Source organism: Klebsiella sp. 1SOBk10mer, from assembly GCF_046602535.1.
Lineage (GTDB): Bacteria > Pseudomonadota > Gammaproteobacteria > Enterobacterales > Enterobacteriaceae > Klebsiella > Klebsiella quasipneumoniae.
Genome location: NZ_JBKIUP010000018.1, coordinates 18,950 through 34,508 on the forward strand (window position 1 = coordinate 18,950; position 15,559 = coordinate 34,508).

Below are 15,559 nucleotides of genomic sequence, written 5' to 3' on the forward strand. Positions count from 1 at the left end.
TCAGCCTCCAGCGATAACCTGAAAAAGCAGGACTCGATCGCCTTCCTGCAAGAGATGATCTTCCCACCGATCGCGCGGCAGAATGTGTTGATTGAGCGCCAGCGCGACGCCCGGCTGCAGCTGTTCGAGCTGGGTCAGCAGGGCGCTCACGCTGAGATTGTCGGCGCACGCCAGCGGCTCGTCGTTAAACCAGATCTGCATGTCGCCCTCCGCACACCGGGCAGCCCCGGGAGCGCTGTAGCGCCAGGTTACGCCAGCTGCTGGTGCGGGCGTCGAACAGCCGCAGTGTGTTGCGCGGCGTCGTCATGCCGCTGAGCAGCTTAATCGCCTCCAGCGCCTGCAGCGTGCCCATCATGCCGACCACCGGGCCGACGATCCCCGCGGTGCGGCAGTTGCGCTGCGGTTCGTCGCTATCCGGCCACAGGCAGCGATAGCAGCCCTGTGTCCAGGGCGGGGTGAGCACCATCAGCTGACCGCCGAAGCCGACGGCGCTGGCGGTCACTAACGGGATGTCGAGGGCCACGCAGGCGGCATTGATCGCCTGGCGGGTGACCATGTTATCGGTACAGTCCAGCACCACGTCCGCTTTCGCCACCTCGGCGCGCAGCGCCTCGCCGCTTAAGCGCTGCTGGAGCGCAACCAGTGTGATCTGCGGATTTAGCTGGCTGAGCCGCGTCTTTGCCGCCGCGGCTTTTGGCCGATCGATATCCGCGCTGGTGAACAGGATCTGCCGCTGCAGATTGCTGAGATGCACGGCGTCGTCATCGGCCAGGGTCAGCGTCCCGACGCCAGCCCCGGCCAGATAGAGCGCTGCCGGGGAGCCCAGCCCGCCAAGGCCGATAATCAGCACCCGGCTGGCTAACAGCTTCTGCTGACCCTCGATGGCAATATCCTCCAGCAGCAGCTGGCGGCTATAGCGCATAAAGTCGTGATCATTCATCGCCCGCTCCTGCCAGCGCCAGCAGCTGGTCGGTCGCTGCCCGCCAGTCCGCCGCCTGGGTGATGGCGCTGACCACTGCGATGCTGCCGACGCCGGTCGCCAGCACCGCCGGGGCCTTTTCAAGGCTAATTCCGCCGATCGCCACGGTGGGGTAATCCGCCAGGCGTTGGATATGTCTGGCAAGCTGCTCGAGTCCCTGCGGCGCGGAGGGCATCTGTTTGGTTTGCGTCGGGAAGACGTGACCCAGAGCGATGTAAGAGGGACGCGCCGCCAGGGCGATATCAATCTCCATATCGTCATGGGTGGAGACGCCAAGACGTAGCCCGGCTTTGCGGATGGCGCTCAGATCGGTGGTTTCCAGATCTTCTTGTCCGAGATGTACGCCGTAGGCCTGGTGCTTGATCGCCAGTCGCCAGTAATCGTTAATGAACAGCCGGGCGTGATAGCGGCGGCCAAGGGCGATGGCGGCGATGACGTCATCCTCCACCTCGCTGTCGCGTCGGTCCTTGATGCGTAACTGAAGGGTGCGTACTCCAGCTTCGAGCAGGCGTTCAATCCACGCCACGCTGTCCACTACCGGGTAGAGCCCGAGACGAAACGGGACGGGTGGAAAATCAGGCTGATACATCAGACTTCCTCCTGTTTCAGGTAGATTTCGCCGCCGCGGGCGCGGAAGTGATGCGACATATCGGCCATGCCCGCGTCGATGGCCTGCCTGGCGGCGTAGTCGCGGACTTCCTGAGTGATCTTCATTGAACAGAATTTCGGACCGCACATGGAGCAGAAGTGGGCAACTTTGCCGGATTCCTGCGGCAGGGTTTCATCGTGATAGGCCCGAGCGGTGAACGGATCCAGCGCGAGGTTAAACTGGTCTTCCCAGCGGAATTCGAAGCGCGCCTTCGACATGGCGTTATCGCGGATCTGCGCCCCTGGATGGCCTTTCGCCAGGTCAGCGGCGTGGGCGGCGATTTTGTAGGTAATCAACCCCTGCTTCACATCCTCTTTGTTGGGCAAACCGAGATGCTCTTTCGGCGTGACATAGCACAGCATGGCGCAGCCGAACCAGCCGATCATCGCCGCGCCGATGCCGGAAGTGAAATGGTCGTAGCCCGGCGCAATGTCGGTGGTGAGCGGCCCGAGGGTGTAGAACGGCGCTTCGTGGCAGTGCTCCAGCTCTTCGGTCATATTGCGGCGGATCATCTGCATCGGCACGTGGCCGGGACCTTCGATCATCACCTGCACGTCATACTCCCAGGCGATTTTCGTCAGCTCGCCGAGGGTGCGCAGCTCGGAGAACTGTGCTTCGTCGTTGGCATCCTGAATGGAGCCGGGGCGCAGGCCATCGCCCAGCGACAGCGAAACGTCATAGGCGGCGCAGATTTCGCAGATTTCGCGGAAGTGCTGGTAGAGGAAGTTTTCCTGATGGTGCGACAGGCACCATTTGGCCATGATCGAGCCGCCGCGCGAGACGATGCCGGTCAGACGCTTAGCGGTCATCGGGACGTAGCGCAGCAGTACGCCGGCGTGAATGGTGAAGTAGTCGACTCCCTGTTCGGCCTGTTCCAGCAGGGTATCGCGGAAGACTTCCCAGGTGAGGTTCTCGGCGATGCCGTTGACCTTCTCCAGCGCCTGGTAAATCGGCACAGTGCCGATGGGGACCGGACTGTTACGCAGGATCCACTCGCGGGTTTCGTGGATATAGCGGCCGGTAGAGAGATCCATCACCGTATCGGCGCCCCAGCGGGTAGACCAGACCAGTTTCTCGACCTCTTCTTCGATGGAGGAGGTCACCGCTGAGTTGCCGATATTAGCATTCACTTTCACCAGGAAGTTGCGCCCGATAATCATCGGCTCAGACTCCGGGTGGTTGATATTGGCCGGGATGATGGCGCGCCCGGCGGCCACTTCATCGCGGACGAACTCGGGGGTAATGTTTTCCGGCAGGCGGGCGCCGAAGCCTTCTCCGGCATGCTGCTGGCGCAGAACTTCGCTGCGAATACGTTCACGGCCCATGTTTTCGCGTATGGCGATGAACTCCATCTCCGGGGTGACGATCCCCTGGCGGGCGTAGTGCAGTTGGGTAACACATTTGCCGGCAACGGCGCGTTTTGGCGTCAGCTGGCTATTGAAGCGCAGCTCATCGAGGCCGTCATCGGCCAGCCGCGCTTTGGTATAGGCCGAGCTGCGTTCGCTGAGCGGGGCGCAGTCATTACGTGCGTCGATCCACGGCTGGCGCAGCCTGGCCAGCCCCTGGCGGACATCAATGCCAATATCCGGGTCGCCATAAGGCCCGGAGGTGTCATACACCGGGATCGGTTCGTTGGCTTCGTAATGGGGGTTATCGTTATCGCCGCCGACGAGGGTCGGGCTGAGCTGGATTTCACGCATTGGGACGCGGATATCCGCTTGTGAACCTTGAATGTAGATACGGCGCGAATTAGGAAAAGCAGCGCCTTCCAGCGTATCGATAAATCGCTGCGCGTGCTCGCGTAGCTCACGACGGGTCAGTTTGGTAGTAGACATAGCGCATTCCAGATATAAAGGACATGGCTTGTCAGACGACGGATGGAGTAACAGATGCGATCGGCCCTGACGGACTGACGCGAACAGCAGTTTACTCTTGTTCCCTTCGCAGGTATTAGCCTGATCAGGTTCCGCGGATCCCGAATTAACGGTCTCAGCCTTTTCCATGTAGCCTTCACATGGAAAATAAGCACTCCGACAAGATGACATCCCCTCCGGGGAGGGGGAATGGAGGTAAACTACTCGTTAATTGCGCACAACTCAAGCGGTCGGGGCAATATTATCGCGCACCTCATCGCTCAGGTGATGGGCGACGGCGAGGGCGATCAGTTTATCTTCCAGGGCGAAACGCGCTTCCAGCGACTCGCCGATATCCGACAGCGCCTGCTGAAATTCAAGGTAGTTATCATGATCAATGGCGTTTTCGAGGCAGGTATCGTAGTAGTCCATCATCTGCTGGGTATTGGCTTCCAGCTGCGGGTAAAGCCGGGTGGCGGCTAAAAGTGGGGTATCGCCTTCCATTTCGCCAATAATGCGTTCATAAATACTAAAATGACCGGACGAGAGGTAATCCACCAGACTTTGGCAAAAGTCATCCAGTGCCTTTTCGTTTAGCCGCATAAACGACTCTTTGCCCGGTTTCAGGCCAACCAGATTGTAGTAAGCCACGAGCAGATGCTTACGCACTTGTAGCCAGCGATCGACCAGTTCATTACTACCGCCAACGCGCTCCGTCAGATTTTCCAGCTGGTTTAGCATGATTGACTCCGCTAGTTTTGATTTAAATCTGCTCACCAAAATGTAAATATAATGTTAACAACATGCCAGTGAAGCAAAGGTAGTGCAATAGATATGGATCGTATTATTGAAAAATTAGATCGCGGCTGGTGGGTTGTCAGTCACGAACAAAAATTATGGTTGCCTGGTGGAGAATTACCACATGGCGAAGCGGTTAATTTCGATCTTGTCGGCCAGCATGCGCTGCATATTGGCGAATGGCAGGGGGAGCCCGTCTGGATGGTGCGCCAGGATCGCCGCCATGACATGGGATCGTTACGCCAGGTGCTGGATCAGGATCCGGGTCTATTCCAGCTGGCGGGGCGAGGGATCCAGCTTGCCGAATTTTACCGATCGCATAAATTTTGCGGCTACTGCGGCCACCCGATGCATGCCAGTAAAAGTGAATGGGCGATGCTGTGCAGCCACTGCCGTGAACGTTACTACCCGCAAATCGCCCCGTGCATTATCGTCGCTATCCGTCGCGACGATGCGATCCTGCTGGCGCAACATACCCGACATCGTAATGGGGTACACACCGTGCTGGCCGGGTTCGTCGAGGTTGGCGAAACCCTTGAGCAGGCGGTCGCCCGTGAGGTGATGGAGGAGAGCGGTATCAAGGTGAAAAATCTGCGTTACGTGACTTCTCAACCATGGCCGTTCCCCCAGTCGCTGATGACTGCCTTTATGGCGGATTACGCAGAGGGCGATATCGTGGTGGATAAAAAAGAGTTACTCAGCGCGGACTGGTACCGCTATGACGATCTGCCGCTTCTGCCGCCGCCAGGTACGGTGGCGCGCCGGCTTATCGAAGATACCGTCGCGATGTGTCGGGCAGAGTTCGAGTGACATGTTACACTGGGCGTATCAACGCTAAAGGAATGTAAAAATGACCGAACTGAAGAACGATCGTTACCTGCGCGCGCTGCTGCGTCAGCCGGTTGATGTCACCCCGGTGTGGATGATGCGCCAGGCGGGCCGCTATTTACCGGAGTACAAAGCCACCCGTGCGCAAGCGGGCGACTTTATGTCGCTGTGTAAAAATGCCGAGCTGGCCTGCGAAGTGACGCTCCAGCCGCTGCGTCGTTATCCGCTGGACGCGGCGATCCTCTTTTCGGACATCCTGACCATCCCGGACGCCATGGGGCTGGGGCTGTACTTTGAGGCAGGCGAAGGCCCGCGCTTCACCTCGCCGGTGAAAAGCAAAGCCGACGTCGACAAGCTGCCAGTCCCGGATCCCGAGCAGGAACTGGGCTACGTGATGAATGCCGTGCGCACCATTCGCCGTGAACTGAAAGGCGAAGTGCCGCTGATCGGTTTTTCCGGTAGCCCATGGACGCTGGCGACCTACATGGTGGAAGGTGGCAGCAGTAAGGCTTTCACCGTCATCAAAAAGATGATGTACGCCGAACCGCAGGCGCTGCACGCGCTGCTGGATAAACTGGCGAAGAGCGTCACCCTGTACCTCAACGCGCAGATCAAAGCCGGCGCGCAGTCAGTAATGATTTTTGACACCTGGGGCGGGGTGCTGACCGGTCGCGACTATCAGCAGTTTTCCCTCTACTATATGCATAAAATCGTCGATGGCCTGCTGCGGGAAAACGAAGGCCGCCGCGTGCCGGTGACCCTGTTCACCAAAGGCGGCGGTCAGTGGCTGGAAGCGATGGCGGAGACCGGCTGTGACGCGCTGGGTCTCGACTGGACCACCGATATTGCCGATGCCCGTCGTCGCGTGGGCGACAAAGTCGCGCTGCAGGGCAACATGGATCCGTCCATGCTCTATGCGCCCCCCGCGCGTATTGAAGAAGAAGTCGCGACCATCCTCGCCGGCTTTGGTCAGGGGGAAGGCCACGTCTTTAACCTCGGCCACGGCATCCATCAGGACGTTGACCCTGAGCATGCGGGCGTCTTTGTTGAAGCGGTGCATCGTCTTTCCGCACCCTATCACCAGTAGGAGATCAGCCATATGGATTTAGCCGCACTCCGTATCCAGCAGCAACAGTTAGCCGCGTCGGTAGAGCGCGCGGATCGACTGGATCGTGACCCACCGACGTTGATCGGCGGCGCGGATGTCGGGTTTGAGCAGGAAGGGGAGATCACCCGGGCTGCGATGGTGCTGCTGACCTGGCCTGAACTGGAGCTGGTGGAGTATCAGGTGGCGCGCGTCGCCACTTCCATGCCCTATATTCCCGGCTTTCTCTCGTTTCGCGAAACCCCTGCGCTGCTGGCGGCGTGGGAGCAGCTTTCGCAAAAACCGGACCTGTTGTTTGTTGACGGCCACGGCATTTCTCATCCCCGGAGATTGGGCGTCGCCAGCCATTTTGGCCTGATGATCGACGTGCCGACCATCGGGGTGGCGAAAAAACGGCTGTGCGGCAAAATCGGCGAACTGGGTGATGAGCCCGGTGCGCTGGCCCCGCTGATGGATAAAAATGAGCAACTGGCCTGGGTCTGGCGCAGCAAAGTGCGCTGCAACCCGCTGTTTATTAGCACCGGCCACCGGGTAGGCATGGACAGCGCTTTAATGTGGGTCGAACGCTGCATGCGAGGCTATCGTCTGCCCGAACCGACGCGCTGGGCCGATGCGGTGGCTTCCCGCCGTCCGTCGTTTGTGCGTTGGCAAGCAAATCACAGCTGATTCAGGTACACTGCGCCTAATTTCTGACTTCGAGAATTCATCATGTTACAAAACCCGATTCACCTGCGCCTGGAGAAGCTGGAAAGCTGGCAGCATGTCACTTTTATGGCCTGCCTGTGCGAGCGTATGTACCCCAACTACGCGATGTTCTGCAAGCAAACCGAGTTTGGCGACGGCCAGCTGTACCGTCGTATCCTGGATCTGATCTGGGAAACGCTGACGGTCAAAGATGCGAAGGTGAATTTCGATAGTCAGCTGGAGAAACTGGAAGAGGCGATCCCGGCGGCAGATGATTTCGACCTGTACGGTGTTTATCCGGCCATAGACGCCTGCGTGGCGTTGAGCGAACTGATCCATTCACGTCTGAGCGGCGAAACGCTCGAGCACGCGATCGAGGTGAGCAAAACCTCCATCACCACCGTGGCGATGCTGGAAATGACCCAGGAAGGTCGCGAAATGACCGACGAAGAGCTGAAAGCGAACCCGGCGGTAGAGCAGGAATGGGACATTCAGTGGGAAATTTTCCGCCTGCTGGCCGACTGCGAAGAGCGTGACCTTGAGCTGATAAAAGGCCTGCGCGCGGACCTGCGTGAGGCTGGTGAGAGCAATATTGGTATAAATTTTCAGCAGTGAGACCAGAAAACGTGATTTACCGCCTGAATTGTAGCGTCTGAAGGCTTCCATTCCGCCCCCCGTCTGGTCTACATTTGGAGGGCGAAAAAAAGTGGCTATCGGTGCGTGTATGCAGGAGGGTGCTTTTTTGGCATTTCCGTCGCACTCGATGCTTAGCAAGCGATAAACACATTGTAAGGATAACTTATGAACAAGACTCAACTGATTGATGTAATTGCGGACAAAGCTGACCTGTCCAAAGCACAGGCTAAAGCTGCCCTGGAATCTACCCTGGCTGCAATTACTGAGTCTCTGAAAGAAGGTGATGCTGTTCAACTGGTTGGTTTCGGTACCTTCAAAGTGAACCACCGCGCTGAGCGTACTGGCCGCAACCCGCAGACCGGTAAAGAGATCAAAATCGCTGCAGCTAACGTGCCGGCATTTGTTTCTGGCAAAGCACTGAAAGACGCAGTTAAGTAAGACCGCGTGGCAGTGAACAGTTTTATCGAAGGGGCTATTAAGCCCCTTTTGTCTGTCTGGCGCCGGCCTCTGGCGCTGGCGGGCATCCTGTTGCTGACTGCCTGCAGCCATAACGCGTCGCTACCACCATTTACCGCCAGCGGTTATGCGGACAACCAGGGGGCGATGCGTATCTGGCGTAAAGATTCTGGCGATGAAGTCCATCTTCTCGCCGCCTTCAGCCCGTGGCGTCACGGGGACACCTCGACCAGCGAATATCGCTGGCAGGGCGATCAGCTGACGCTGATTGAACTCAATGTCTACGGCAAGCCGCCGGAACATATTCGTGCCCGCTTCGACGCGCAGGGCGATCTTAGCTTTATGCAGCGGGAAGTTGACGGGCAGAAGCAGCAACTCTCCAGCGACCAGGTCGCGCTGTACCGTTATCGCGCCGAGCAGATCCGCCAGACCAGCGACGCCCTCCGCCAGGGACGGGTCGTCCTGCGTCAGGGACGCTGGAACGCCGCCGCGCATACCGTGCTGACCTGTGAAGGGCAGACGGTCACGCCCGACCTCGATAGTCGGGCTCTGGCGCACATTGAACGTCGGCAGAGCCACGCTTCCGCCGCGGTGAGCATTGCCTGGCTGGAGGCGCCGGAAGGCTCTCAACTGCTGCTGGTGGCCAATGAAAACTTCTGCACCTGGCAGCCGACGGAAAAAAGCTTCTAACCTTTACCAGTGATTCATGCCCATATGACCGCCGCCGCTACCGCGACAGCCGCCATATCCCATTCCTGCGCCGCGGGGAACGCCAGCCTCAGCCAGGGCGAGATCTAATTTCACCCGCTGCTGATCCAGCTTCTGGCGTAAGCCTTCCATCTCCTGAGCGACGGCTTCAATCTTGCCGCTGTCCGGCTTTTGCGCCGTGAGCAACGCATTGTACTCATAGCGTTTGGACTGCAACTGCTGGCGCAGGGCGCTGGTTTGCTCATAGTAATCGTTATGCAGCTTTTGCGCGGTAGCCTGCTGCTCCTGGGTCAGCTGACTGTAGCCCTGGTTGCCGATCCCGTTATTGTTGCCCCAGTGGTGGTTGGCCCAGGCCGTGTTGCTGCCGAAGGTCAGCGCGGCTAAGGTAACGAGGGCGAGAGGTAAGGTACGGTTCCGTTTCATGGCATTTTCTCCTGTGTGGTTTCTCTCGGTATTGCATCTTTCATGCCAGCCTGAAAAAGCCCGTCCGTGCAGGCCTGCCGAGGCCGTTAAAGAGAAGAGCGAGTAAAAATGACCCGTTCCGCCCGGGACCGGCGAGTCATTTTTACTCGCTAAAGCGCAGGCGATATGTTTGAGAGCAGGTTTGGCCGCGCGGAAACATGGCATGATTTCTGCTGAAAGATCCTGCTGATAGCGAAAAGGAGATGACAAGGACTCGCCGATGAAGATCAAACCTTTTTCCCGGGACGCTGCCGCTGGCGCGCTGAGCTGGCTGCTGACCGGTACGGTAGTGCTGCTGGTGGTGCTGTTCTCCGCGATGATCGTCCGCGACTACGGTCGTGAGACGACCGCCGCCCGACAAACTATCGAGGAGAAGGGGAGCGTACTGATCCGCGCGCTGGAGTCCGGCACGCGCGTTGGCATGGGAATGCGGATGCACCACACGCAGCTGCAGGCCCTGCTGGAAGAGATGGCCTGGCAGCCGGGCGTCCTGTGGTTCGCGGTGACTGATGACAATGGCGCCATCATCGCCCACAGCGATCCGCAGCAGGTGGGTCAAACGCTCTACAGCCCCGCGCAGATGCGTGCGCTGGCGGTTGGCGAACAGGCTCGCTGGCGGCGGCTTAGCGAGCCGCAGCCGGCCATGGAGATCTATCGCCAGTTTCGCCCGCTCAATCCGGCCCGCGGCCACCATATGGGCATGATGAATCGCGGCAACAGCGCCCTGGCTCAAGCCAGCGTCCCGCAGGTGATTTTTATCGCCTTTGATAGCCGCGAGCTGGATGCCGCGCAGGCCAGGGGGCAGCGGAATATGGCCATCATGCTGGGCGCCGCCGCGTTGGTGACAGCGGCAACGATCCTTGCCCAGTTCTGGTTCCGCCGCTATCGCCGCTCACGGAAACAACTGCTGGAGGCGATGGCCCGCAAAGAGAAACTGCTGGCGCTTGGCCATCTGGCGGCAGGCGTGGCGCACGAGATCCGCAATCCGCTCTCGTCGATTAAAGGGCTGGCAAAATATTTTGCCGAGCGCACGCCGCCGGGCGGTGAGTCGCATCAGTTAGCGCAGGTGATGGCCAAAGAGGCCGACCGCCTCAATCGGGTGGTCAGTGAGCTGCTGGAGCTGGTCCGGCCCGCGCATTTAAATTACCAGCCGGTGGATATTAACGCGCTTATCCACCACTCATTGCAGTTGGTTAGCCAGGATGCGCAGAGTCGCGGGATCGCGCTGCAATTTACTCCGCGCCCGGAGCTCTCCACGATCAACGCCGATGCCGACCGCCTGAACCAGGTGCTGTTGAACCTGTACCTGAACGCGATGCAGGCGATTGGCCGCGACGGCGTCATTCACGTATCGGCAAGTGAAGCCGATCGGCGACGTATCAAAATAGTCGTTAAGGATAGCGGTAAGGGGATGAGCGATGAAGAGCTACAGGCCATCTTCACTCCTTATTTTACCACCAAGGCGGACGGCACCGGGCTGGGGCTGGCGGTGGTGCAGAATATTATCGAACAACATGGCGGGACGATCCGCGCCGAAAGTCAGCCGGGGGCTGGAGCGATATTTACGCTTTGGCTACCGCTGGATGCTCAACGGAGGGAAGATGAGCAGCGATAAGGTACAGATTCTGGTTGTCGATGATGACATCAGCCACTGCACGATCTTGCAGGCGCTGCTGCGCGGCTGGGGCTATCAGGTGGCATTAGCCCACAACGGCCGGCAGGCGCTGGAGCAGATCCATCATCAGGTTTTCGACCTGGTACTGTGCGATATTCGCATGGCGGAGCTGGACGGTATCGCAACGTTAAAAGAGATAAAAGCCTATAACCCGGCGATCCCGGTGCTGATCATGACGGCGTTCTCCAGCGTCGATACGGCGGTGGAGGCCATTAAGTCCGGGGCGCTGGATTATCTGATTAAACCGCTGGATTTTGACACGTTACAGCAGACGTTAGTCCAGGCACTGGCACACACCCGTCATAGCGAGGGCGACCCCAGCGTTGCGACGGATCTACGGTGGGGCATGATTGGCGACAGCCCGGCGATGCAGGCGCTTCTTAACGAAATTACGCTGGTAGCCCCTTCGGACGCGACGGTGCTGATCCATGGGGAGTCGGGAACCGGTAAGGAACTGGTGGCGCGCGCCATCCACGCCTGCAGCGGGCGCGGTGATAAGCCGCTGGTGACGCTCAACTGTGCGGCGCTGAATGAGTCGCTGCTGGAGTCGGAACTCTTCGGCCATGAAAAAGGGGCGTTTACCGGCGCGGAGCGGCGACGTGAGGGGCGCTTTGTCGAAGCGGATGGCGGCACGCTGTTCCTCGATGAAATTGGCGATATCTCGCCATTGATGCAGGTCCGGCTACTGCGGGCGATTCAGGAGCGGGAGGTGCAGCGTGTCGGCAGCAACCAGACGCTTGCCGTTGATGTGCGGCTGATCGCCGCCACCCACCGCAACCTCGCCGAAGAGGTCAGCGCCGGGCGTTTTCGCCAGGATCTCTATTACCGCCTGAACGTCGTGACTATTGAGATGCCGCCGCTGCGCCGGCGCCGGGAAGATATTCCGCAGCTGGCGCAGCACTTTCTCAAACGCTATGCCGAACGCAATCGTAAGGCGGTAAAGGGGTTCACGCCACAGGCGATGGACCTGCTGATCCACTACCCCTGGCCGGGCAATATTCGCGAGCTGGAAAACGCGGTGGAGCGGGCGGTGGTGCTACTGACCGGAAACTATATCTCTGAGCGAGAACTGCCGCTGGCGATCGCCGGTACGCCGCTGCCATCAGGCGGGAGCGAGGAGGGGGGAATTCAGCCGTTAGTGGAAGTGGAGAAAGAGGTGATTCTGGCGGCGCTGGAAAAAACGGGCGGCAACAAAACCGAAGCCGCCCGTCAGTTAGGCATTACGCGGAAAACGCTGCTGGCGAAACTTAGCCGTTAGCCTTTTCACGTTCGATGGCGCGCCAGCCGATATCGCTACGGCTAAAGCTACCGTCCCAGCGAATGTCGGTCAGCAGCTGATAGGCGCGCTGCTGCGCCTGCGCTACGGTATCGCCCAGGGCGGTGACGCACAGTACGCGACCGCCGTTGGTGACCACGCGCTGGTCGTCAGACAGTTTCGTGCCGGCGTGGAAGACTTTACCGTCTGCCGCTTCCTGCTGCGGCAGACCATGGATCTCATCGCCCGTGTTGTAGTTGCCCGGATAGCCGCCGGCGGCAACCACCACGCCCAGCGACGCGCGGTCATCCCACTCGGAGGTTTTCTCATCCAGCTTGCCCGCGCAGGCGGCGAGGCACAGCTCTACCAGGTCGGATTTCATGCGCAGCATGATCGGCTGGGTTTCCGGATCGCCAAAGCGGCAGTTGAACTCAATGACCTTCGGGTTGCCCTGCTTGTCGATCATCAGACCGGCATACAGGAAACCGGTATAGGTGTTGCCTTCCGCGGCCATGCCCTTCACGGTTGGCCAGATAATCCGCTCCATGGTGCGCTGATGGACTTCATCAGTCACGACCGGCGCCGGAGAATAAGCGCCCATCCCACCGGTATTCGGGCCGGTATCGCCGTTGCCGACGCGCTTGTGATCTTGGCTGGTGGCCATCGGCAGGACGTGCTCGCCGTCGACCATCACAATAAAGCTGGCCTCTTCGCCATCGAGGAACTCTTCAATGACGATGCGGTGTCCGGCGTCGCCGAAAGCGTTACCGGCCAGCATGTCTTTGACCGCCGCTTCGGCTTCCTCGAGGGTCATCGCCACGATAACGCCTTTACCCGCCGCCAGACCGTCGGCTTTGATGACGATCGGCGCGCCTTTCTCGCGCAGATAAGCCAGCGCTGGCTCAACGTCGGTGAAGTTCTGATATTCCGCCGTCGGGATATGATGACGAGCAAGGAAATCTTTGGTGAAGGCCTTCGAACCTTCCAGCTGCGCAGCGCCTTCGGTTGGCCCGAAGATGGCCAGCCCGGCGGCACGAAACGCGTCAACCACGCCAATGACCAACGGCGCTTCCGGGCCAACGATGGTCAGGTCGATATTTTCATCCTGGGCGAAGCGAAGCAGCGCCGGAATATCGGTAACGCCGATGGCGACGTTTTGCAGCGACGGCTCCAGCGCGGTACCGGCGTTGCCCGGCGCGACGTAGACGGTATCAACCAGCGGCGATTGGGCCGCTTTCCAGGCCAGGGCGTGTTCGCGCCCGCCGTTGCCGATTACTAATACTTTCATCTGCTGCTCCATGAATTAATGGCGGAAGTGGCGCATGTCGGTGAAAATCATGGCGATGCCGTGTTCGTCAGCGGCGGCAATCACTTCGTCGTCGCGGATAGAGCCGCCCGGCTGAATAACGCAGGTGATGCCGACCGCTGCCGCGGCGTCAATCCCGTCGCGGAATGGGAAGAAGGCGTCAGAGGCCATGGCGGAGCCTTTCACTTCCAGACCTTCGTCACCGGCTTTAATCCCGGCAATTTTCGCCGAGTAGACGCGGCTCATCTGGCCGGCGCCTATGCCGATGGTCATATTGTCTTTGGCATACACGATGGCGTTGGATTTGACGAATTTCGCCACTTTCCAGCAGAACAGCGCATCGCGCAGCTCTTGCTCGCTCGGCTGACGTTTGCTGACCACGCGCAGTTCACCCGCGGTGACCATACCGAGATCGCGGTCCTGAACCAGCAGACCACCGTTAACGCGTTTGAAATCGAGACCGGCAACGCGCGCATCCCACTGACCGCAGGTCAGTACACGGACGTTCTGCTTCGCGGCAGTGATTTTCAGCGCTTCTTCGCTGGCGGACGGGGCGATGATCACCTCGACAAACTGGCGAGAGATGATCGCCTGCGCGGTGTCGGCATCCAGTTCGCGGTTGAAGGCGATGATGCCGCCGAACGCGGAGGTCGGGTCGGTTTTGTATGCGCGATCGTAGGCGTCGAGGATCGAGTCGCTAACGGCAACGCCGCATGGGTTAGCGTGCTTAACGATCACGCAGGCCGGTTCGTTGAACTCTTTCACGCACTCCAGTGCCGCATCGGTATCGGCAATGTTGTTATAGGAGAGCGCTTTGCCCTGCAGCTGGGTAGCGGTTGCCACGGAAGCTTCTTTGACATTCTCTTCTATATAGAAGGCAGCCTGCTGGTGGCTGTTTTCGCCGTAGCGCATATCCTGCTTCTTAATGAAGTTCAGATTCAGGGTGCGTGGGAAGCGGCCAGCGGCTTCTTTGCTTTCGCCGTGATAGGCCGGAACCATGCTGCCGAAGTAGTTGGCAATCATGCTGTCGTACGCGGCGGTGTGTTCGAAGGCTTTAATGGCGAGGTCGAAGCGGGTGTCCAGCGTCAGGGAGCCTTCGTTGGCATCCATCTCATTAATGATGGCGGTGTAGTCGCTGCTCTTCACCACGATGGCGACGTCTTTGTGGTTCTTCGCCGCGGAGCGGACCATGGTCGGGCCGCCGATATCGATGTTTTCCACCGCGTCTTCCAGCGAGCATCCTTCGCGAGCGACGGTCTGGGCAAACGGATAGAGGTTAACGACCACCATATCGATAGGCGCGATCCCGTGCTGCTGCATGATGCCGTCATCCTGACCGCGACGGCCGAGGATGCCGCCGTGTACTTTCGGATGCAGGGTTTTCACGCGTCCATCCATCATTTCCGGGAAACCGGTGTAGTCAGAGACTTCGGTTACCGGCAGGCCTTTATCTGCCAGCAGGCGAGCAGTGCCGCCAGTGGACAGCAGCTCGACACCACGAGCGGAAAGCGCCTGCGCGAATTCGACGATACCGGCCTTGTCAGAAACACTGAGCAGAGCGCGGCGGACTGGACGACGTTGTTGCATGGTATTAAATCCCCAGGATTTGAACATTACAGAGAGCGTTAGGTGAGTTTTTGCCTAAAAACTCACCTAACGCACCCAACCGGGCATCCGTGTCATAGCGCGGCATTGTAACGAAAACGTTTGCGCAACGCTCGCGAATTTTTATCTTTCTCTTTAGGCCGATGGTTCTTCTTCTATATAGCTGCCGATCCGCGGCGCTTTCGGTCCTGGTTTGACGCTCTCCTGTGGATAATTCTGTGTGTAAATGGGTATAAAGCGGGGTTTTGCTGGGGAATGCAGCAGTCAGTCATTTTTCTGCCATTTTTCTATTGCGGGCGCTCGAGAACTCCCTATAATGCGCCTCCATCGACACGGCGGATGTGAATCACTTCACACAAACAGCCAGTTCGGTTGAAGAGAAAAATCCTGAAAAACGGGTTGACTCTGAAAGAGGAAAGCGTAATATACGCCACCTCGCGACAGAGCGTTAAAGCGCGTCGCAACTGCTCTTTAACAATTTATCAGACAATCTGTGTGGGCACTCAAAGTGACATGGATTCTTAATGTCTTCGGACAATAAATGAATACCAAGTCTCAAG

At 58.9% G+C, this 15,559-nt stretch carries 16 protein-coding genes and 1 riboswitch; of the genes, 8 read left to right on the forward strand and 8 right to left on the reverse strand.

Going from position 1 to position 15,559, the window contains the following annotated elements:
- The 5 genes from thiS to ACLH1I_RS24725 form a co-directional block, all read right to left on the reverse strand.
- Positions 1 to 201: a sulfur carrier protein ThiS gene (gene thiS / locus ACLH1I_RS24705; RefSeq protein ID WP_004206750.1), complete on the reverse strand. Its 201-nt coding sequence runs from the start codon at positions 199 to 201 to the stop codon at positions 1 to 3.
- On the reverse strand, positions 185 to 940 hold the full coding sequence (gene thiF, locus ACLH1I_RS24710; RefSeq protein ID WP_004206749.1) for a thiazole biosynthesis adenylyltransferase ThiF: 756 nt from the start codon (positions 938 to 940) through the stop codon (positions 185 to 187). Before thiF ends, thiS begins: the two co-directional genes overlap by 17 nt.
- A complete protein-coding gene (gene thiE / locus ACLH1I_RS24715; RefSeq protein WP_017901116.1) occupies positions 933 to 1,568 on the reverse strand; it encodes a thiamine phosphate synthase in 636 nt (211 codons plus the stop codon). The genes thiF and thiE overlap by 8 nt, the downstream gene beginning before the upstream one ends.
- Positions 1,568 to 3,463 carry a phosphomethylpyrimidine synthase ThiC gene (gene thiC / locus ACLH1I_RS24720; protein ID WP_023319462.1) on the reverse strand — a complete coding sequence of 632 codons (1,896 nt, stop codon included), beginning with the start codon at positions 3,461 to 3,463 and terminating at the stop codon, positions 1,568 to 1,570. Before thiC ends, thiE begins: the two co-directional genes overlap by 1 nt.
- An 84-nt stretch (positions 3,464 to 3,547) precedes the next feature.
- A riboswitch (TPP riboswitch) is annotated at positions 3,548 to 3,671 on the reverse strand.
- A gap of 53 nt (positions 3,672 to 3,724) precedes the next feature.
- Positions 3,725 to 4,222 carry an Rsd/AlgQ family anti-sigma factor gene (locus ACLH1I_RS24725; protein ID WP_004206746.1) on the reverse strand — a complete coding sequence of 166 codons (498 nt, stop codon included), beginning with the start codon at positions 4,220 to 4,222 and terminating at the stop codon, positions 3,725 to 3,727.
- 93 nt (positions 4,223 to 4,315) lie between these two features.
- Between ACLH1I_RS24725 and nudC the strand changes: the two genes are divergently transcribed.
- From nudC to ACLH1I_RS24755, 6 genes are all read left to right on the forward strand, one after another.
- Positions 4,316 to 5,089, forward strand: a complete 774-nt coding sequence (nudC, locus tag ACLH1I_RS24730) for an NAD(+) diphosphatase (protein WP_004206745.1) — start codon at positions 4,316 to 4,318, stop codon at positions 5,087 to 5,089.
- 40 nt (positions 5,090 to 5,129) lie between these two features.
- Positions 5,130 to 6,194: a uroporphyrinogen decarboxylase gene (gene hemE / locus ACLH1I_RS24735; RefSeq protein WP_004206744.1), complete on the forward strand. Its 1,065-nt coding sequence runs from the start codon at positions 5,130 to 5,132 to the stop codon at positions 6,192 to 6,194.
- Positions 6,195 to 6,206: 12 nt separating this feature from the next.
- The gene (nfi, locus tag ACLH1I_RS24740) at positions 6,207 to 6,878 is read left to right on the forward strand and encodes a deoxyribonuclease V (protein ID WP_043523021.1); all 672 of its coding nucleotides are present in this window, start codon (positions 6,207 to 6,209) and stop codon (positions 6,876 to 6,878) included.
- Between the two features lie 42 nt (positions 6,879 to 6,920).
- On the forward strand, positions 6,921 to 7,511 hold the full coding sequence (locus ACLH1I_RS24745; protein ID WP_004206742.1) for a YjaG family protein: 591 nt from the start codon (positions 6,921 to 6,923) through the stop codon (positions 7,509 to 7,511).
- Positions 7,512 to 7,697: 186 nt separating this feature from the next.
- A complete protein-coding gene (gene hupA, locus ACLH1I_RS24750; RefSeq protein ID WP_002884342.1) occupies positions 7,698 to 7,970 on the forward strand; it encodes a nucleoid-associated protein HU-alpha in 273 nt (90 codons plus the stop codon).
- Positions 7,971 to 7,982: 12 nt separating this feature from the next.
- Positions 7,983 to 8,678 (forward strand): DUF1481 domain-containing protein, encoded by a 696-nt coding sequence (locus ACLH1I_RS24755; protein WP_023319466.1) that lies wholly within the window; start codon positions 7,983 to 7,985, stop codon positions 8,676 to 8,678.
- 3 nt (positions 8,679 to 8,681) lie between these two features.
- Here the strand turns inward: ACLH1I_RS24755 and zraP are convergent, their stop codons facing one another.
- The gene (gene zraP, locus ACLH1I_RS24760) at positions 8,682 to 9,119 is read right to left on the reverse strand and encodes a zinc resistance sensor/chaperone ZraP (RefSeq protein ID WP_017901120.1); all 438 of its coding nucleotides are present in this window, start codon (positions 9,117 to 9,119) and stop codon (positions 8,682 to 8,684) included.
- Positions 9,120 to 9,378: 259 nt separating this feature from the next.
- Between zraP and zraS the strand changes: the two genes are divergently transcribed.
- Both zraS and zraR read left to right on the forward strand, forming a co-directional pair.
- A complete protein-coding gene (zraS, locus tag ACLH1I_RS24765) occupies positions 9,379 to 10,773 on the forward strand; it encodes a two-component system sensor histidine kinase ZraS (RefSeq protein WP_151628437.1) in 1,395 nt (464 codons plus the stop codon).
- Entirely contained in the window at positions 10,760 to 12,091 is a 1,332-nt protein-coding gene (gene zraR / locus ACLH1I_RS24770) for a sigma-54-dependent response regulator transcription factor ZraR (RefSeq protein WP_053810880.1), read from the forward strand. The genes zraS and zraR overlap by 14 nt, the downstream gene beginning before the upstream one ends.
- Here zraR and purD read toward each other — a convergent pair.
- Together purD and purH are read right to left on the reverse strand one after the other, a co-directional pair.
- Positions 12,081 to 13,376, reverse strand: a complete 1,296-nt coding sequence (purD, locus tag ACLH1I_RS24775) for a phosphoribosylamine--glycine ligase (protein ID WP_004206736.1) — start codon at positions 13,374 to 13,376, stop codon at positions 12,081 to 12,083. The genes zraR and purD overlap by 11 nt on opposite strands.
- Positions 13,377 to 13,391: 15 nt before the next feature.
- Positions 13,392 to 14,981, reverse strand: coding sequence for a bifunctional phosphoribosylaminoimidazolecarboxamide formyltransferase/IMP cyclohydrolase (purH, locus tag ACLH1I_RS24780; RefSeq protein ID WP_004206735.1), 1,590 nt, complete (start codon positions 14,979 to 14,981; stop codon positions 13,392 to 13,394).
- Positions 14,982 to 15,559: the final 578 nt, after the last annotated feature.